The sequence below is a fragment of the Candidatus Paceibacterota bacterium genome (assembly GCA_041666545.1).
In the GTDB taxonomy this organism is placed as follows: Bacteria; Patescibacteriota; Minisyncoccia; order Phycocordibacterales; family JBAYGS01; genus JBAYGS01.
This window is the reverse complement of the sequence record JBAYGS010000003.1, coordinates 25,646-38,875: the sequence shown is the minus strand read 5'-3', so window position 1 is coordinate 38,875 and position 13,230 is coordinate 25,646. Positions and strand designations below refer to the sequence as shown.

Genomic DNA, 13,230 nt, shown 5'->3' with positions numbered 1-13,230 from the left:
GATATAATTATTCATGCGATGGCCGAGCTAAAAACTTTAAAGCAGGAGTTTCTGGAATATATTGAAATTGAGAGAGGTCGCAGTGTTAAGACTGTCGAAAATTATGACCGCTACCTCAATCGCTTTTTGGGTTTTGCCAAAATTACTGATCCGAAAAATTTAACCGAGCAAGTAATTCGAGATTATCGTCTCTGGCTCAATCGGCAGAGCAACAATCGAGCCGAGGAAGCCGGTACTTTAAAAAAGAAAACCCAGAGCTATCATTTAATCGCTCTGCGCGCCTTTCTGAAATATTTAGCCAAGCGAGGTGTGAAAACTTTGTCACCGGAATTTATTGAATTGCCTAAAATCGGTGAAAGGCACATTGATTTGATTTCGACCGAAGAGCTACACCGTTTACTTGAGGCACCAAAAGGTGACGACCTTAAAGCGTTGAGGGATAAGGCCATTTTAGAGCTTCTGTTCTCAACCGGTTTGCGTGTCTCCGAGCTCTGTTCCCTTTCACGTGATTTGGACTTAAGTTCGGATGAATTTTCCGTGCGCGGTAAAGGTGAAAAAATCCGAGTAGTTTTCCTTTCTCCTGGCGCCAAAACCGCGCTTAAAAAATATTTGGACAAAAGGCCAGATGTCGAGGACGCAATGTTTGTAAAAGTTGAAGGAAAAGAAAAAGCTAAGAACGAGGAAGCCGGACTCACGAAGCGTTCGGTTGAACGAATTGTAAAATATTATGCAATCAAGGCTGGAATTTCTAAAAAAGTGACACCCCATGTGATCCGGCATTGTTTTGCCACTGACTTGCTTAGTAATGGTGCCGACTTAAGAAGTGTGCAAGCTCTTTTGGGACACGCCTCCATCAATACCACCCAGATTTACACTCATGTGACTGACAAACATCTGCGCGACGTGCATAAAAAGTTTCATGGCAGAAACAATGGCTAAAGAAAAAGGCCCGACACTTGGTGTCGGGCCCAAAGGCTTTAGTCTTCGCCATATTTGCGATCGCAAGCCTCGATTCCCATGCCGAGGCGGAAGCGTCGAATGGCCGAAGCTGGTTGCTTCACAGTCCTCGCGATCACGGCGTCGGGAAGTTGTCCGAGAAACGGTCGAACTTTGCTCTGCCAATTCGGCGTCGGGGGTTCCTCGTAGTCCAACACCCCAATCAGACTCAAGGCCGACTTCAGACTGCCAAAATGGATGAGGGCTGAGCGGTAGACTCCGTGTTCGCTTTTCTCGAATTTGTCCCAGGATTTTCCTTGGCTTCGCCAGAATTGGAGTTGGGACAAAGTTTGGCACGGGCAAAGAAAAATTATTTCCGCCCTCGTCGAACCTCTGTGGGCCAAGAGTCGAGCCTGGAATCGGTGTTTGCATTTCGGGCAACGAGTTGTCGGGTCGGTCGGGACCGGACGGAAACCCCGTAAGATTTCCACAGACGTGAGTTCGTGTCTGCATTTCGGACAGACGGCGTTCGGTTGGTAAATGAGCTGGCCACTGTCGTAAATCGTGGCGATTAGTTCCTGAGTCAGTTCAAATTTCTGAGCCAGACGTTGGTTGAGCAACTGTTGCGGCGACAATTCCTGTCTTTGCACAAATGAGAGTCCAAGAGACATCGACATATTAGGACCTTTCGTTGAGGTTTTCTATTTTTGAATATATAGTTTTTTTAAGTTTTGTCAATCACTTCACGGGGGTGCTATTATTGAACAATGAAAATCATTTCTTGGAACGTAAACGGCATCAGGGCAGTAGCCAAGAAGGGTCTGTTCGTGCCTTTTGTCGAAAAATATCAGCCGGACATTTTGTGTCTGCAGGAAACGAAGGCGAAACAAGAAGAGTCCCCTATTGATCTGCCTGAGTATGAAGAATATTGGAACTCGGCTGTGAAAAAAGGTTATTCCGGCACAGCAATTTTTAGTAAAACTAAACTCTTAAGCGTTTCAAATAATTTTCCCGGAAAGATTTTAAAAAAATACGGTCCCTTGGCTGACAATTACGGTGATCCGGCCACCGAGGGTCGGGTTATCACTGCCGAGTTTGAAAAATTTTATGTCGTCACAGTTTACACGCCGAACGCCAAGGATGATTTGTCGAGAATTCCCCTCCGACATAAACATTGGGATCCGGCCTTTCTCTCTTACTGCCAAGATTTAGAAAAAAACAAGCCGGTAATTTTTTGTGGTGATTTGAATGTGGCACACACGCCAGATGATTTGGCTCGGCCGAAAGAAAACGAAGGCAACAAGGGTTTTACCAAGGAAGAAAGGGCCGGCTTCCAAGCTTTTATCGACGCCGGTTTTGTTGATACTTTCAGATTATTCAATCAAGGCAACGGCCACTACACTTGGTGGAGTCACTTTGCCAACGCCCGCGCACGAAATGTTGGTTGGAGGATTGATTATATTTTGGTTTCCCCTGTCCTAAAATCACGAGTCACTAAGGCTGAAATCTTGCCGGAAGTTTTAGGCTCTGACCATTGTCCGGTTTTATTGGAATTGAAATAGTTAACTCCCTGCCTTTATTGAGAATTACTGATAAATTTGGTGGTCGCCGATGGTCAAAAGCACCGCTTCATTTTTCGAGAGATATTCAAAAATGATTCTAATTTGATAATTAACCGAGAAGCTATAACAAGTCTTAAATTGGCCGTGCAGTTTGTGAACCCGAAGCAGTTTATGGTTGGTTGGGTTTCTGAAGAGTTCGATTTTTTGGAAAACTTCACCTTGTAGCTCAAGGTTTAGCCGATTTAGTTTCTTGATGAAAGTCGCTTTATAGGCAATTTTCATACCGAGATTATTTAATCTTCTTCATTAGTTGCCGCAAATTTCCTCTAAGCACCGGCTCTCTTTGGGCCTGTAGAATCTCATTTACTGCCTCCTCTTCGGACATTCTCTGAATGGCATACCGAACTACCGCGGCCTTGTTGGCAGACTTGCCGCTTTTCACCTGTTGATTGATAAATGCTTCAAGCTCGGGAGTTAATGGCACAGATAGAGTACTCATAGGGTTTTATAATTATATGATAATTTAATATGATATTATCATATATCTATCAAATTTCAAGCAATTTTGAGATTAAATAGGTTTAAGTCTGCGGGTCAGTTTATCTGAACTGGAAGTAAAAAGGCCCGCAACGGAGTTGCGGGCCTGTAAGCTTCAAAAGCAGAATTTTTCGACTACCAAAGGTGCGAAGAACAAGACTGCTCCGATGACGGTAATGGTCAGTCCGTCTGGGATAGCATCCCGGTTTCGTAGGGCTGATCCCCAGAGGGCATAATTGAATCCAACCATCATCAGGACGAAACCGAGAAAACAACTCAGAACACCGACAATTTGAATCAGGACAATCAACCAGTGATACATATCAGTCTCCTTTCAGTTGTATTTGCCAACGAAACCTTTCTCGTCCCAAACTTCGATGTAATAGGTTTCGTCGTCAAGCTTTGCGACTAGAAAGGGATCATTTCGTACCCTGTAATTATCGACTAACTCATCTACCAAGAGCTCGGCTTTTGGACAGCGAGTCTTGATTTCCAAAGCTGTCGCTAAAGCTTCTTCCGGTACGAACCCGCCATATCCGGCTAGTGACACAGTCTGCCAAATCTTACTCGGCGGGCCGGTGAGATAATCCCCGATCCAACCGACTATTGAGCCACTCGCGATGGCGGTCAGATATTTCACAATCCCGCGCGGAATGTTGTTTTTCAGGGTGCGTCGCTCCTCCCAACTGGTCCGGTCATCATCTTCGTTGTTAAAAAGACAACAGGATGTGACCATTGAAAAAAACCAGACCACAAAGCCTAGCAGCCCCCCACCATCGCTACTGGTGTCCCCGACTAGACGACTAAAGAAGGTGCAATCTGCAACTACCGCCACTATGATTGGGGTGAACCAGGTCAGAAACCACAACACCGGATGATTTTCCGTCGAGAAGCGGAAACACCAAGCCTTTTCCTTTTTCCATTCGTCTACCGACTGCCAAGTGAATGGTTTGATGCCGGCGACACGGAGTTCCTTAGCGAGGGGTTTTTCTTTTCTCAGGTCACCAATCCGTTCGCGTTCCTTCAGAAGTTTCTGGTGAGTATATCCAAGTTGCTTCTCGGCTGATTCAAGGGTCGAATTGCCGAGCGCCGCTTGCAGGGCTTGCTCCGCCTCTTCATCAGAGACGAATTGTTCCGGGAGAGTTTGTCTTTCAAGTGTTGCTTCCATGGTTTTCTTTTTTTAAGGATCTCTGTTCAGAGGAAATCCATTTGGATTTCTAGGACCCTGATTTTCTGTGTATATAATATCAAATTTTGTCAAGTATGTAAAGTTGTCGTCGAATCTCGACAAAACAGGCAAAAAGCTTTATACTAAAGGATATGTTGGAATTTTAGAAAATAATTTTATGTTTAAAAAAATTTTTAAGGAGTTAGGTCTGTCAGAAATTACCCAGCTGGTTTTTAATGAGCTGTTGAATAATGGCCCGACCACTGCCAAGCTTTTGGCCGGGAAAATCTCAATCCCCCGCCCTTCTGTCTATGATCATCTCAAAATTCTTATCCAACACGGCCTGGTGATGGAGCGAAGCGAGGAAGGACGGAAAATTTTCTCAATTGATGACATCAAAAATCTCGAGGAACTTTTGAATGACAAAATTAATGATTTGGAAAATGAGAAAAAACAATTTAAAGAGGCTCTGCCAGTGCTTTTAAAGAAAGCTAATTTTATTGAACCGAAAATAAAATTTTATTCTGGGAAAGAAGGGGTGAAGCAAGTGATCAATCACATTATGCTTAACCGAAATATCGATACGATCCTGATGTGGCCGATGAGTGAGATGATGAAAGTGCTGGGAGACGAATATCTAAAAGATTTGAATGTTAAAAGGGTCCAAAGAAATATCGCTCTCCGGGTCATTTGGCCAAAGGACAAGATTTTGGATACCAAAAAATATCCGTATCTTGGCTCTGGAGAAGAACATTTGCGAGATTTAAGAATTGCTCCGCCTGGTATGACTTGGGACATGGGCTACTGGATGTATGAAGACAAAGTAGCCTTTTTGTCGTCTGAAAAAGAGGGCTTCGGTTTTGTTGTACAAAGCCAGGATTTTGCCAAATTGATAAAAGTTCAGTTTGATGAAATCTGGAAGGCTTCGACTGAAGTTTCAAATTAAAAACCCAACTTGCGTTGGGTTGGTTGCTCAGGCGACAGCCTTTTTGGCGCATAAACTTTTCAGTTTCTCCGGGGAGATTTCTGCGAGCGCGCTCTCGGGAAGGAGTGGCCGGACCTGGGCCAAGCTCGCATTCTCCGGATTGGGGTGGCCGTATTGTCCGGCTAGCCTGGTGATATGATTGCCTAGTCGGGCGATATCTTCAGTTTCAAGGTGGGTCGGATCGGGGTGGCCGAGTTCTCTGGCCCGATTGACCAAGCCTCGCCTGGCACAGATGTGAGACCAGTTAAGAGTTTTAGTAATGGGCAAACCCAGTTCGACCGCTTCTCGGTGAAGTGTCTCTTTGCTGATATCCAACTCTGCTGTGGGCATAGGACGCCTTTCTGTTTGTTTTGGTTTGAAGTGAACCCTATCAAAAAGCTATCACTCTTGGCTGGTTTGTCAAGGCTTTGCCGGCGGATTGGGCTTGACACAGGCACTGTTTGGTGGTAGTATCGCAGACAGAACAGTCTTGTCGCCTGTTTTGCAGAGAGAAGTGTTTTCTCAAGGGCGTAAATCCTTGTGGGAATGTGGCCTGAAGCTACCTCCTGCCACGAAGGCAAGTTCATCAAACACAAAAAAAGAGAAAGGTCAGAAATGAGAGATGTTAAAGTTCAGGCGCCCAAGGGCACCATCACCTACAACGAATTATGTGAGTCTGATGTCTGGCAGTTTCACCGCCAAGGTGAGTTGCCGGACTTTCTACCGGTTATGTGGGCCAAGACGAACCTGGCCAATCCACTACTTGCAAAAAGTACGGAGTCGTACTATCAGGCCATTTTCGGTGGCCTGATAGGGGGGATTTCCAACTTAGGTCTGCTTGTAATTAACGCCCAGGTGCCGGAAATTATGAGAATAATCTCGTGCTACCTCGGGGTGGCATTGATCGTGGTCATGTTCTGCCTGGTCTTTGGCCGGAAATATGGTACAGCCAGAGGCTGTACCGGTACCTATGCCCAAGATGTTTGTAACCTCTTCAACCGCCTTAGTCACTCGTTTGCCGAAGCGGGTAAAGTCATGGTTTCGATCAAAAACCTGAATGCCCAGACGGCGAAAGGTTTGATCGAGGATTGGCTGATCAGGTTGCTGGTCGAGGCCCACCAATGCCAAGAAGTTACCACGACGAATACGAAGGGGCTTAGTTTTGAGGAGTCGTTTGCTCTGATGGTTAGGGTGGCGAGCATTCACAATGAGTGCCAGTTAATCGCCAATGCAGGGTGTCGGTTTGGCCTGGTTGAACGCGACTTGGCGAAATACCATCAGGCGGCCGATGTGTTGATTAAGGCAAAAAAAGATGCGGCAGAGGCAGAAGCGAAGGCTGAAGCCGAAGCTGCGGCCGCCAAAGCCCGCTTGCCCGGTCTCGCTGAGGAGTTGATTGGGAAACCGCTCGCCTCCAAGGCCTGATCCGAAGTTTGCAGTTTCACACCCGTCGCCATAAGTGGCGGGCACTCCCAGTAGTGATTTTGATATCGTTCCACTTTGTGGAATCGGGTTTAACCCAATATCAAAATCTACTACTGGGTTTTTTAATTTAAGAAATCTAAAAGGCCAGCGTGAAACGCTGGCCGATGTGAATCAGGCGAACCTGATTTGAATCCAGTGCCACCAACTCGTGAGGCCACCGTGTCGCCGGATTTGGCGAAGAATTTTCTTGCTCCAATAAGACTTCCGGGCTTTGTGAATTTCACTCATGAAACCTCCACTGGTTAAAGTTGAAACTGATCCAACATCTTTCTGATGTTAATGATACTCCTCATAAAGGACATTACAAGAAAGTTATGAACATGTGTCCTTTATCGCCAGCGTCTGAAATATCGACCAGGCTCTTCTCTCTAGTTTCTTTTCCATTGGAGTGAAGCCGTATTTTAAAAAACATTGCGGAAATCGACGGATTGAGCATAGCAATTTGTCAGCAGACAAATATGCGTGTTTTTTAAAATATGAGCGAACGGGAGTTTATCCACAGTTTGTCCTTTACATGTCTTTTATATCGATTATACTTAAGGACAGAAACGAGCTAAAAGTTTTGCCTCAAACAAACTTCTCCACAATTGCTCGTAATAATTTTTAGTTCTTTTTGTTCAGTGTCGGTAAGGACACATATCAGTTAGTGAGCTGGCCAGCTCCCGAAAGGATTTTCTGGGCTAGCGGAGCAGAACAAAGTAGTACGCAAAACTTGCAATCACTTTAAATTTTGTCTTTCTAGGTATTGCGTCACAATCTGCATACGTAGTTCTGGAGCTCTCTTTCAACCGCCACAAAGCATCGCTTGAGTGGCGGTTTTTGTTTGTTAGGTGATTAAAGGCCCGCGCATCGGATGCGCGGGCCTTTTCTTCTTCTTGTGTTCCCTAACTACTCACTACCAACTACTAACTACAAACTAGTTATCTCACCTTATGCTTCCCTCTCAATTTTTTAATCTCTTTCTCCTCCTCATCCTCCTTTTTCAACTTTCCAGCTTCTCCAAGTTTCTCAAGTTCCTTAATGTTCAATAAAGCCAACTCCTTAGCCCTTTTTTCGAGATGGTTGGAACTATTCAGGTCGGGGTTTTCCAAAGCCTCGCTAAGCAAAGCGTGCAGGATAAAGCCAATTTTCGGTCCCGGCGCTTCGCCGGTGAGCTCCATAACCTTGGCGCCACTGATTTTGAGCATTCCAACGGAAATCGGGGCTCGCAAAGCCTCATCGATCATGGCGTGGTACTTGCGAAGTCGGTAAGGATCCTCTTTTGGTCGGCCCATCCCAATACGGTCACAGATTCTCACGTCCATCAGGTGCCAAATATTTTCTTGTCCGACATTCCTAATCATTCGGCGAACTGCGGAGAGCGTAATTTGTTCGGTATCGGAAAAAAACATGTGCCAACGCACCAGTGCTCGAACTTGGTCAATGAGCTTTTTCGGAAATTTTAAATTATTCAAAAATTTAACGGCAATTCTGGCACCGATAACTTCGTGGCCGTAAAAAGTGTAGTCATTTGATTCTTTAGAGAATCTTCGGCTCTCCGGCTTGCCAATATCATGGAGCAAAGCAGTCAGTCTAATCTCTAAACTGTAATTTTTATCAGCGGCATGTTGCAGAGCTCTCAAAGAATGCTCCCAAACATCATAAATATGTGACTTGTTTTGCTCGACGCCAAACATCACCTCAAATTCCGGCGCTACAAACTTAAGTAGTCCCAGTTCTTGAGCCAAAAGCAGGCCTTTCATTGGTTCTTTGGACATAATGATTCGGGAAAATTCAGTTTGAATTCTCTCCTTGGCGATTTTTTCGAGCAAGCTGGCGTGGCTCTGAATAGCCTTTTTTGTCTCATTTTCGATTTTAAATCCTAACTCGGCGGAAATGCGGACGGTGCGAAGCATTCGCAAGGCATCCTCGCCAAATCTCTCGTGCGGATCACCCACAGCTCTGATGATTTTTCCGGTCAAATCTTTTTGTCCGTCGTAAAGGTCGGTCAACTTGCCTTTGTAGCTATCTTCTTCGGCACCAAATTTTTCAATTTCTAGCGCCAGAGCATTAATTGTAAAATCGCGTCGCTTCAAATCATCCGATAAAGATTTTCCCCACTCAATTTTGTCCGGTCGTCGGAAGTCACTGTACTCCCCTTCCAGTCGAAAAGGCGTCACCTCGACAACCTTCAAAGTTTCGTCAGTAGCGGTTTCATTTACCACCCCGACAGTGCCGAAATTATTTTCATAAAAAGTTTTGGTAAAAAGTTTAATAATTTCTTCCGGCTTGGCACTGGTGGCGACATCCCAATCCTTTGGTTTGAGATTCAAAAGTAAATCACGCACACAACCGCCCACGAGATAGGCTTCAAAACCGCCTTTTTTCAGGGTTTCTGCAACAGTGCTGATTTCTTTCGGGATACTAAGTTCGTGGTCGCTAGTTTTGGCTTTCACTTCCCTATTCTACAAAAGCTTTTCTCTTTTCGCTAACTTTCTGGTTGTGCCTTCCGAACCTTCAATATATAATATATGGCATGAAATCTAGGTTAGAAGAGAAGGCTGAAGTAATTAGGCTTAGAAAGCTCGGCCACAGTTATAAGGAAATTTTGCAACTTGTGCCGGTGGCGAAAAGCTCAGTTTCCCGCTGGCTGAATCATCTTACTTTGACCCCAAAAGAGCTCAGTTATCTGAATAGAATGACTGAGGAGCGAAAGGATGGCGCTAGGCTCAAAGCCGCTTTTACTAACCGTACTAAAAGACTAAAAAGAGAGGAGGAGATTCAAAAAATTGCCAAAAGAGAATTTGCAAAGTACATCAAAGACCCATTGTTTGTGGCCGGGGTCTTGCTGTATTGGGCCGAAGGTGCAAAACAGGGCGGTTATTTTTACTTTGTTAATTCTGATGTGGAAATGCACAAAGTTATGCTCAAGTGGGTTAGAAAATATCTTGATCTGGAAGGATTTGGGACTGGCTGGCGATTGTATATTCATAAGCCGTATGCAAGGGAAAATTGTGAGAATTGGTGGGCGAAATCCTTAGGCGTTGATGAATCAAAATTTGAGAAAACAGTTTACAAATTTACTCCTCACAAGATAAAGAAAAACCCAACTTACAAAGGATGTATGAGATTTTCGATATACAGCCGGGCCATTCTGGTAAAAATGTTCGCTTGGCAAAAACTGTTAATAGAGTATTATAAACAAGTTTGATGTTTATGCGCTCATGGTGAAATGGATATCATAAGTGACTTCGGATCACTTGTTGTAGGTTCGAGTCCTACTGAGCGCACAAGCCAAAAAATCTCCCCTGCGGGAGATTTTTTCGGACTTGTGCGAGGCGGAGCGTTGCCGAGCCAGCAGGCGAGGCCGCGAGTCCGGGTCGGGAAAATTTGTTTGCGACGGCAAACAAATTATTCCTGACCACAGCAAAGCCAAAAAATCTCCACTGCAGACTGTTCTTTGCATGTTTCTGTTTTGAAAACAGGTTCGAATGGCGTACAATAAAGGCACAATTATATGAAAAACCCACAAGAATCAGCAGAAAATTTATTAGAGACCGAAATCGGCATGTTTCATTTGGAAATGCCGAGACTCGAAGCTGAAGCAAACGAAATTATTGAAATCTCCAATGTCTCGGATGAGTTAAAGGGTAAGTTCCGCGTCGTCCTTGGTGACTTGGTGGCCGAAACTTTAAAAGAGGTCAAGAGTCCGGAAGACTCGGCTTTTGGTGCTGACCCGTATGATTTGTCTCGCTCGGCGGTCTCAAGACTGATTCAGCTTGTTGATGAAAGAGATCACGAACAAAATGAGTTATTTGAGGCCGTTAAGTCGGTAATTTGGAAGACCTGTTACTCGGCAAAAAAGTGGAAGTGGCCACCGGAGACTAAGATATAAGCCTGGCCACATTGGTATTTAAAAACGGATGAAACTTCATCCGTTTTTACAAGTGTTGCTCAAGGTTTAAACTGTGGAGGGTACTAGTAAGTGGTCTTCTTCTTTTCCCAACTGAAGCGCCAGATCGATTTCTTGGATTTTTCTTATGGCGGTTTCGTCGTAGTCGGAGCCTCTCAGGGGCCACCTCTTTCTGAAGCCGATGCTTTTCCACGGTCTTTCTGTCGGCAAAATGCCCTCCTGCGCTTTTTTGTTCATGTTGAGCCTTTCCTTGTTCATCCTAGCATATATATAAAATACAAAAAACTGACTTCTGGTCAGTTTTTGTATCTGTGCGGGCACCGGGAATCGAACCCGAATTTCTACCTTGGCAAGGTAACGTTCTACCACTAAACCATGCCCGCTAAATTACTGACACAGTATAAACTAAAATCTATTTTTATCAAATCCTGATTAAAAAATTTAAGCCTTGCGCAGACTCCCCGACTGCCCTATCATTAAGAAAGCAACAGAAAGGCACTTATGAAACAACCCGTTTCGTTCTTTGTTGATATTTTCAGACAGGATTACCCTGCCGAAATTGTCGAAGCTTTCTCTGGAATGTTTCCCGACCCGACTGTGAAGATTAGTCATACGGAAGCGGTGAATAAAATCGATCAAGCCTGCCTCGGTGACTCCAAGCCGAGGAAGTTCAAGGCTGCGCCCTGCAATACCAGACGCTTCCGGTTTAAACTCCCACTTTCCCGAGCACGGAAGTAAGCAAAACCAATTCAAACGACCGAAAGGTCGTTTTTTACTGCTCAAGGGTATAAGTTTCCCATGAAACACCATTCCAAAAGGACATTTTAATTTGTAAAGATTTTGGGACAATTATTTAACCAAAAACACGCAGGAATAAGGGTTTTCTGACACTACCTGGGGATAACTCTGTGCACAGTGTTGATTAAGGACAAAAGCTAAAAGACACTCTTTCCTGTCCACTCTGCCTAAAAAATGGCTCTAAATATAGACAACTTGTTAAATTGCTCTAAATCTACCAGACTTCTCATGATTTATGACAATATCCCCTAAAAACGTTTCTTAAGAAACGTTTTTAGGGGATATTGGATGTTTCATGTGAAATCTTTTAAATTCCCTAGGCTCAGCAGTTCTTCTGTTATTAGCCATTTTGCTATTAAACTATTCCTGTGTTCCACGTGTAACATAGGTTATAATTGCTGAATGTTTGGCCGAATTAGTAAGAAACAGATAGGAAATCTTGGTGAGGGAATTGCCTGTAACTTTTTGATCAAGAAGGACTTTTTGATTTTGGCCAGGAATTATTGGAAAAAATGGGGAGAAATAGATATTGTGGCTGAAAAAGGGGAGATTACTCACTTTGTTGAAGTTAAGACTGTTTCACGTGAAAACTCGGAAAGCGACATGGGAAAAGTTCCACGTGAAAACTTGGCAGATAATTCAGGTAGTTATCGGGCTGAAGATAATGTGCATCCTTGGAAGTTGAAGAGATTGTCCAGAACCATTCAATCCTATCTTCTGGAGAAGAATTTTTCGGATTATCAGAAATGGCAGTTTGATGTTATCACGGTGCAGGTTAATCTTGGCGATAAAAGGGCCAAAATTAAGCATTTAGAGGATATTATACTTAGTTAGGTAGGGAAGGGTGTTTCATTGAGCAGGTGGCTCTAAAGGACATTTTAAAGCGAGATGTCCTTTAAAATTTTGAATTAAAAAGCGGTTAAGAACCCTTACGAATAGGGCACACGAATATATAGGCCTTTTGGACAAGGTCCCGGGGTATTTGGCCTATAGTTTGTTTTTGCTCGGGCGCTGTGTACAATCGGAATTGTCCACGCGCTTCTCACTAGCCAAAATAAAAACGCCCGGCACACTTGTGCGCGGGCGTTGTGAGGAGTTTAGCCTGGTTAGGCCAGACTCCGGAAGAAGGTCCCGCCGTGACCGCGGCGGAGCCGAACCAGCGTGCCGGCGACCTCAATGATTTCCGCAGTCAGCAGTTGCCCACTGCTCGAGCGGAATTGCGCCTTGGCGGGTTCGAAGTGTTTCCACTTGGTCACCCTTGCCTCGCGGAGGCGAACGGGGAGAGGGGTCTCCACTTCGACGGCGAGCATGCCACCACTCGACGCCGTCTTGGGGGCCTCGATGACGACCACCGGAGCGGTCGGCTTGACCGCGGCGGGCAGGGAGGGCGCGAACTGATGCCGCGAGACCGGGATGACGCTTTCCTGCGGACGGGCACCGAAGATGCCAGCGAAGAGATGTGCGAAAAAGGACATGAGTTTCATAGTCTGATTCCCTTTCTTTCCCCAAAAAATGGGGATTTTGTTGATGTTTTTGGCCCTAAAATGGGCACGGACTGTCTGCCTAGTATCTTAGCATAATACTGCCCGTCTGTCAAGCTGTTAGTTTGGCTCTTTGTTTTGTCGGGGCGCCGAGAGTTTTGATCCTTACAGGATCAGTACCCTCGTTGGATAAATTTTTCCTCTGAGGACAGACTCAAATTTATACTCAACGAGGCTTCAAATCTCTCTCGCCCGTCTCTCCAGACGGGCTCGCGCCCCTAAAACAACTCTACAATTTGTCGGGGCGCCGAGATTTGAACTCGAACTGCTTGCTCCCAAAGCAAGTATGCTACCGTTACACCACGCCCCGATATATTTTCTTTTTCTAAACCCTAATATCCTAGCACGAC

17 protein-coding genes and 3 tRNA genes are annotated in these 13,230 nt (G+C 44.9%); 9 read left to right on the top strand and 11 right to left on the bottom strand.

Annotated elements, in window-relative coordinates; translation table 11 throughout:
* Positions 1-18 precede the first annotated feature (18 nt).
* The gene (gene xerA, locus WCT25_03090; GenBank protein MFA6536391.1) at positions 19-939 is read left to right on the top strand and encodes a site-specific tyrosine recombinase/integron integrase; all 921 of its coding nucleotides are present in this window, start codon (positions 19-21) and stop codon (positions 937-939) included.
* Between the two features lie 38 nt (positions 940-977).
* Here xerA and WCT25_03085 read toward each other — a convergent pair whose 3' ends face one another.
* A complete protein-coding gene (locus WCT25_03085) occupies positions 978-1,613 on the bottom strand; it encodes a hypothetical protein (GenBank protein ID MFA6536390.1) in 636 nt (211 codons plus the stop codon).
* Positions 1,614-1,703: 90 nt separating this feature from the next.
* Here WCT25_03085 and WCT25_03080 point away from each other — a divergent pair, with 90 nt between their 5' ends.
* Positions 1,704-2,498: an exodeoxyribonuclease III gene (locus tag WCT25_03080; GenBank protein ID MFA6536389.1), complete on the top strand. Its 795-nt coding sequence runs from the start codon at positions 1,704-1,706 to the stop codon at positions 2,496-2,498.
* A 24-nt stretch (positions 2,499-2,522) separates the two neighbouring features.
* Here the strand turns inward: WCT25_03080 and WCT25_03075 are convergent, their stop codons facing one another.
* From WCT25_03075 to WCT25_03060, 4 genes are all read right to left on the bottom strand, one after another.
* The gene (locus tag WCT25_03075; protein ID MFA6536388.1) at positions 2,523-2,780 is read right to left on the bottom strand and encodes a type II toxin-antitoxin system mRNA interferase toxin, RelE/StbE family; all 258 of its coding nucleotides are present in this window, start codon (positions 2,778-2,780) and stop codon (positions 2,523-2,525) included.
* Positions 2,781-2,787: 7 nt separating this feature from the next.
* Positions 2,788-2,997 carry a type II toxin-antitoxin system ParD family antitoxin gene (locus tag WCT25_03070; GenBank protein ID MFA6536387.1) on the bottom strand — a complete coding sequence of 70 codons (210 nt, stop codon included), beginning with the start codon at positions 2,995-2,997 and terminating at the stop codon, positions 2,788-2,790.
* Between the two features lie 153 nt (positions 2,998-3,150).
* Positions 3,151-3,357 carry a hypothetical protein gene (locus WCT25_03065; GenBank protein MFA6536386.1) on the bottom strand — a complete coding sequence of 69 codons (207 nt, stop codon included), beginning with the start codon at positions 3,355-3,357 and terminating at the stop codon, positions 3,151-3,153.
* A gap of 12 nt (positions 3,358-3,369) precedes the next feature.
* Positions 3,370-4,203, bottom strand: coding sequence for a hypothetical protein (locus WCT25_03060; protein ID MFA6536385.1), 834 nt, complete (start codon positions 4,201-4,203; stop codon positions 3,370-3,372).
* A 178-nt stretch (positions 4,204-4,381) separates the two neighbouring features.
* Here WCT25_03060 and WCT25_03055 point away from each other — a divergent pair, with 178 nt between their 5' ends.
* The gene (locus WCT25_03055) at positions 4,382-5,149 is read left to right on the top strand and encodes a helix-turn-helix domain-containing protein (GenBank protein ID MFA6536384.1); all 768 of its coding nucleotides are present in this window, start codon (positions 4,382-4,384) and stop codon (positions 5,147-5,149) included.
* 27 nt (positions 5,150-5,176) lie between these two features.
* Here the strand turns inward: WCT25_03055 and WCT25_03050 are convergent, their stop codons facing one another.
* On the bottom strand, positions 5,177-5,518 hold the full coding sequence (locus tag WCT25_03050) for a hypothetical protein (protein MFA6536383.1): 342 nt from the start codon (positions 5,516-5,518) through the stop codon (positions 5,177-5,179).
* 264 nt (positions 5,519-5,782) lie between these two features.
* Between WCT25_03050 and WCT25_03045 the strand changes: the two genes are divergently transcribed.
* Positions 5,783-6,589 carry a hypothetical protein gene (locus WCT25_03045; protein ID MFA6536382.1) on the top strand — a complete coding sequence of 269 codons (807 nt, stop codon included), beginning with the start codon at positions 5,783-5,785 and terminating at the stop codon, positions 6,587-6,589.
* Positions 6,590-7,569: 980 nt separating this feature from the next.
* On the opposite strand, the gene WCT25_03040 is transcribed toward WCT25_03045, so the two are convergent.
* Entirely contained in the window at positions 7,570-9,084 is a 1,515-nt protein-coding gene (locus WCT25_03040; GenBank protein MFA6536381.1) for an HD domain-containing protein, read from the bottom strand.
* A gap of 80 nt (positions 9,085-9,164) precedes the next feature.
* On the opposite strand from WCT25_03040, the gene WCT25_03035 reads away from it, so the two are divergent.
* The 3 genes from WCT25_03035 to WCT25_03025 all read left to right on the top strand — a co-directional run bounded on the left by WCT25_03035 (position 9,165) and on the right by WCT25_03025 (position 10,523).
* Positions 9,165-9,839, top strand: a complete 675-nt coding sequence (locus tag WCT25_03035; GenBank protein MFA6536380.1) for a helix-turn-helix domain-containing protein — start codon at positions 9,165-9,167, stop codon at positions 9,837-9,839.
* Between the two features lie 7 nt (positions 9,840-9,846).
* Positions 9,847-9,918: transfer RNA gene (locus WCT25_03030), tRNA-Arg, on the top strand.
* Positions 9,919-10,145: 227 nt separating this feature from the next.
* Positions 10,146-10,523, top strand: a complete 378-nt coding sequence (locus WCT25_03025; GenBank protein ID MFA6536379.1) for a hypothetical protein — start codon at positions 10,146-10,148, stop codon at positions 10,521-10,523.
* Positions 10,524-10,589: 66 nt separating this feature from the next.
* Here WCT25_03025 and WCT25_03020 read toward each other — a convergent pair whose 3' ends face one another.
* The gene (locus WCT25_03020; protein MFA6536378.1) at positions 10,590-10,778 is read right to left on the bottom strand and encodes a hypothetical protein; all 189 of its coding nucleotides are present in this window, start codon (positions 10,776-10,778) and stop codon (positions 10,590-10,592) included.
* A gap of 75 nt (positions 10,779-10,853) precedes the next feature.
* Positions 10,854-10,924, bottom strand: a tRNA-Gly gene (locus WCT25_03015).
* Positions 10,925-11,042: 118 nt separating this feature from the next.
* Here WCT25_03015 and WCT25_03010 point away from each other — a divergent pair.
* Positions 11,043-11,279 carry a hypothetical protein gene (locus WCT25_03010; GenBank protein MFA6536377.1) on the top strand — a complete coding sequence of 79 codons (237 nt, stop codon included), beginning with the start codon at positions 11,043-11,045 and terminating at the stop codon, positions 11,277-11,279.
* Between the two features lie 462 nt (positions 11,280-11,741).
* Positions 11,742-12,173 carry a YraN family protein gene (locus WCT25_03005; GenBank protein ID MFA6536376.1) on the top strand — a complete coding sequence of 144 codons (432 nt, stop codon included), beginning with the start codon at positions 11,742-11,744 and terminating at the stop codon, positions 12,171-12,173.
* A 272-nt stretch (positions 12,174-12,445) separates the two neighbouring features.
* Here the strand turns inward: WCT25_03005 and WCT25_03000 are convergent, their stop codons facing one another.
* The gene (locus tag WCT25_03000; GenBank protein ID MFA6536375.1) at positions 12,446-12,823 is read right to left on the bottom strand and encodes a hypothetical protein; all 378 of its coding nucleotides are present in this window, start codon (positions 12,821-12,823) and stop codon (positions 12,446-12,448) included.
* A gap of 296 nt (positions 12,824-13,119) precedes the next feature.
* Positions 13,120-13,190, bottom strand: a tRNA-Pro gene (locus WCT25_02995).
* Positions 13,191-13,230 lie beyond the last annotated feature (40 nt).

Excerpts from the sequence above, each read along its gene's own strand:
- WCT25_03050 (MFA6536383.1), bottom strand. The coding sequence starts at position 5,518 with ATGCCCACAGCAGAGTTGGATATCAGCAAAGAGACACTTCACCGAGAA.
- WCT25_03025 (MFA6536379.1), top strand. The coding sequence starts at position 10,146 with ATGAAAAACCCACAAGAATCAGCAGAAAATTTATTAGAGACCGAAATC.
- WCT25_03080 (MFA6536389.1), top strand. The coding sequence starts at position 1,704 with ATGAAAATCATTTCTTGGAACGTAAACGGCATCAGGGCAGTAGCCAAG.
- WCT25_03045 (MFA6536382.1), top strand. The coding sequence starts at position 5,783 with ATGAGAGATGTTAAAGTTCAGGCGCCCAAGGGCACCATCACCTACAAC.
- WCT25_03075 (MFA6536388.1), bottom strand. The coding sequence starts at position 2,780 with ATGAAAATTGCCTATAAAGCGACTTTCATCAAGAAACTAAATCGGCTA.
- WCT25_03065 (MFA6536386.1), bottom strand. The coding sequence starts at position 3,357 with ATGTATCACTGGTTGATTGTCCTGATTCAAATTGTCGGTGTTCTGAGT.
- WCT25_03010 (MFA6536377.1), top strand. The coding sequence starts at position 11,043 with ATGAAACAACCCGTTTCGTTCTTTGTTGATATTTTCAGACAGGATTAC.
- WCT25_03035 (MFA6536380.1), top strand. The coding sequence starts at position 9,165 with ATGAAATCTAGGTTAGAAGAGAAGGCTGAAGTAATTAGGCTTAGAAAG.
- WCT25_03060 (MFA6536385.1), bottom strand. The coding sequence starts at position 4,203 with ATGGAAGCAACACTTGAAAGACAAACTCTCCCGGAACAATTCGTCTCT.
- WCT25_03070 (MFA6536387.1), bottom strand. The coding sequence starts at position 2,997 with ATGAGTACTCTATCTGTGCCATTAACTCCCGAGCTTGAAGCATTTATC.
- xerA (MFA6536391.1), top strand. The coding sequence starts at position 19 with ATGGCCGAGCTAAAAACTTTAAAGCAGGAGTTTCTGGAATATATTGAA.
- WCT25_03000 (MFA6536375.1), bottom strand. The coding sequence starts at position 12,823 with ATGAAACTCATGTCCTTTTTCGCACATCTCTTCGCTGGCATCTTCGGT.
- WCT25_03005 (MFA6536376.1), top strand. The coding sequence starts at position 11,742 with ATGTTTGGCCGAATTAGTAAGAAACAGATAGGAAATCTTGGTGAGGGA.
- WCT25_03085 (MFA6536390.1), bottom strand. The coding sequence starts at position 1,613 with ATGTCGATGTCTCTTGGACTCTCATTTGTGCAAAGACAGGAATTGTCG.
- WCT25_03020 (MFA6536378.1), bottom strand. The coding sequence starts at position 10,778 with ATGAACAAAAAAGCGCAGGAGGGCATTTTGCCGACAGAAAGACCGTGG.
- WCT25_03055 (MFA6536384.1), top strand. The coding sequence starts at position 4,382 with ATGTTTAAAAAAATTTTTAAGGAGTTAGGTCTGTCAGAAATTACCCAG.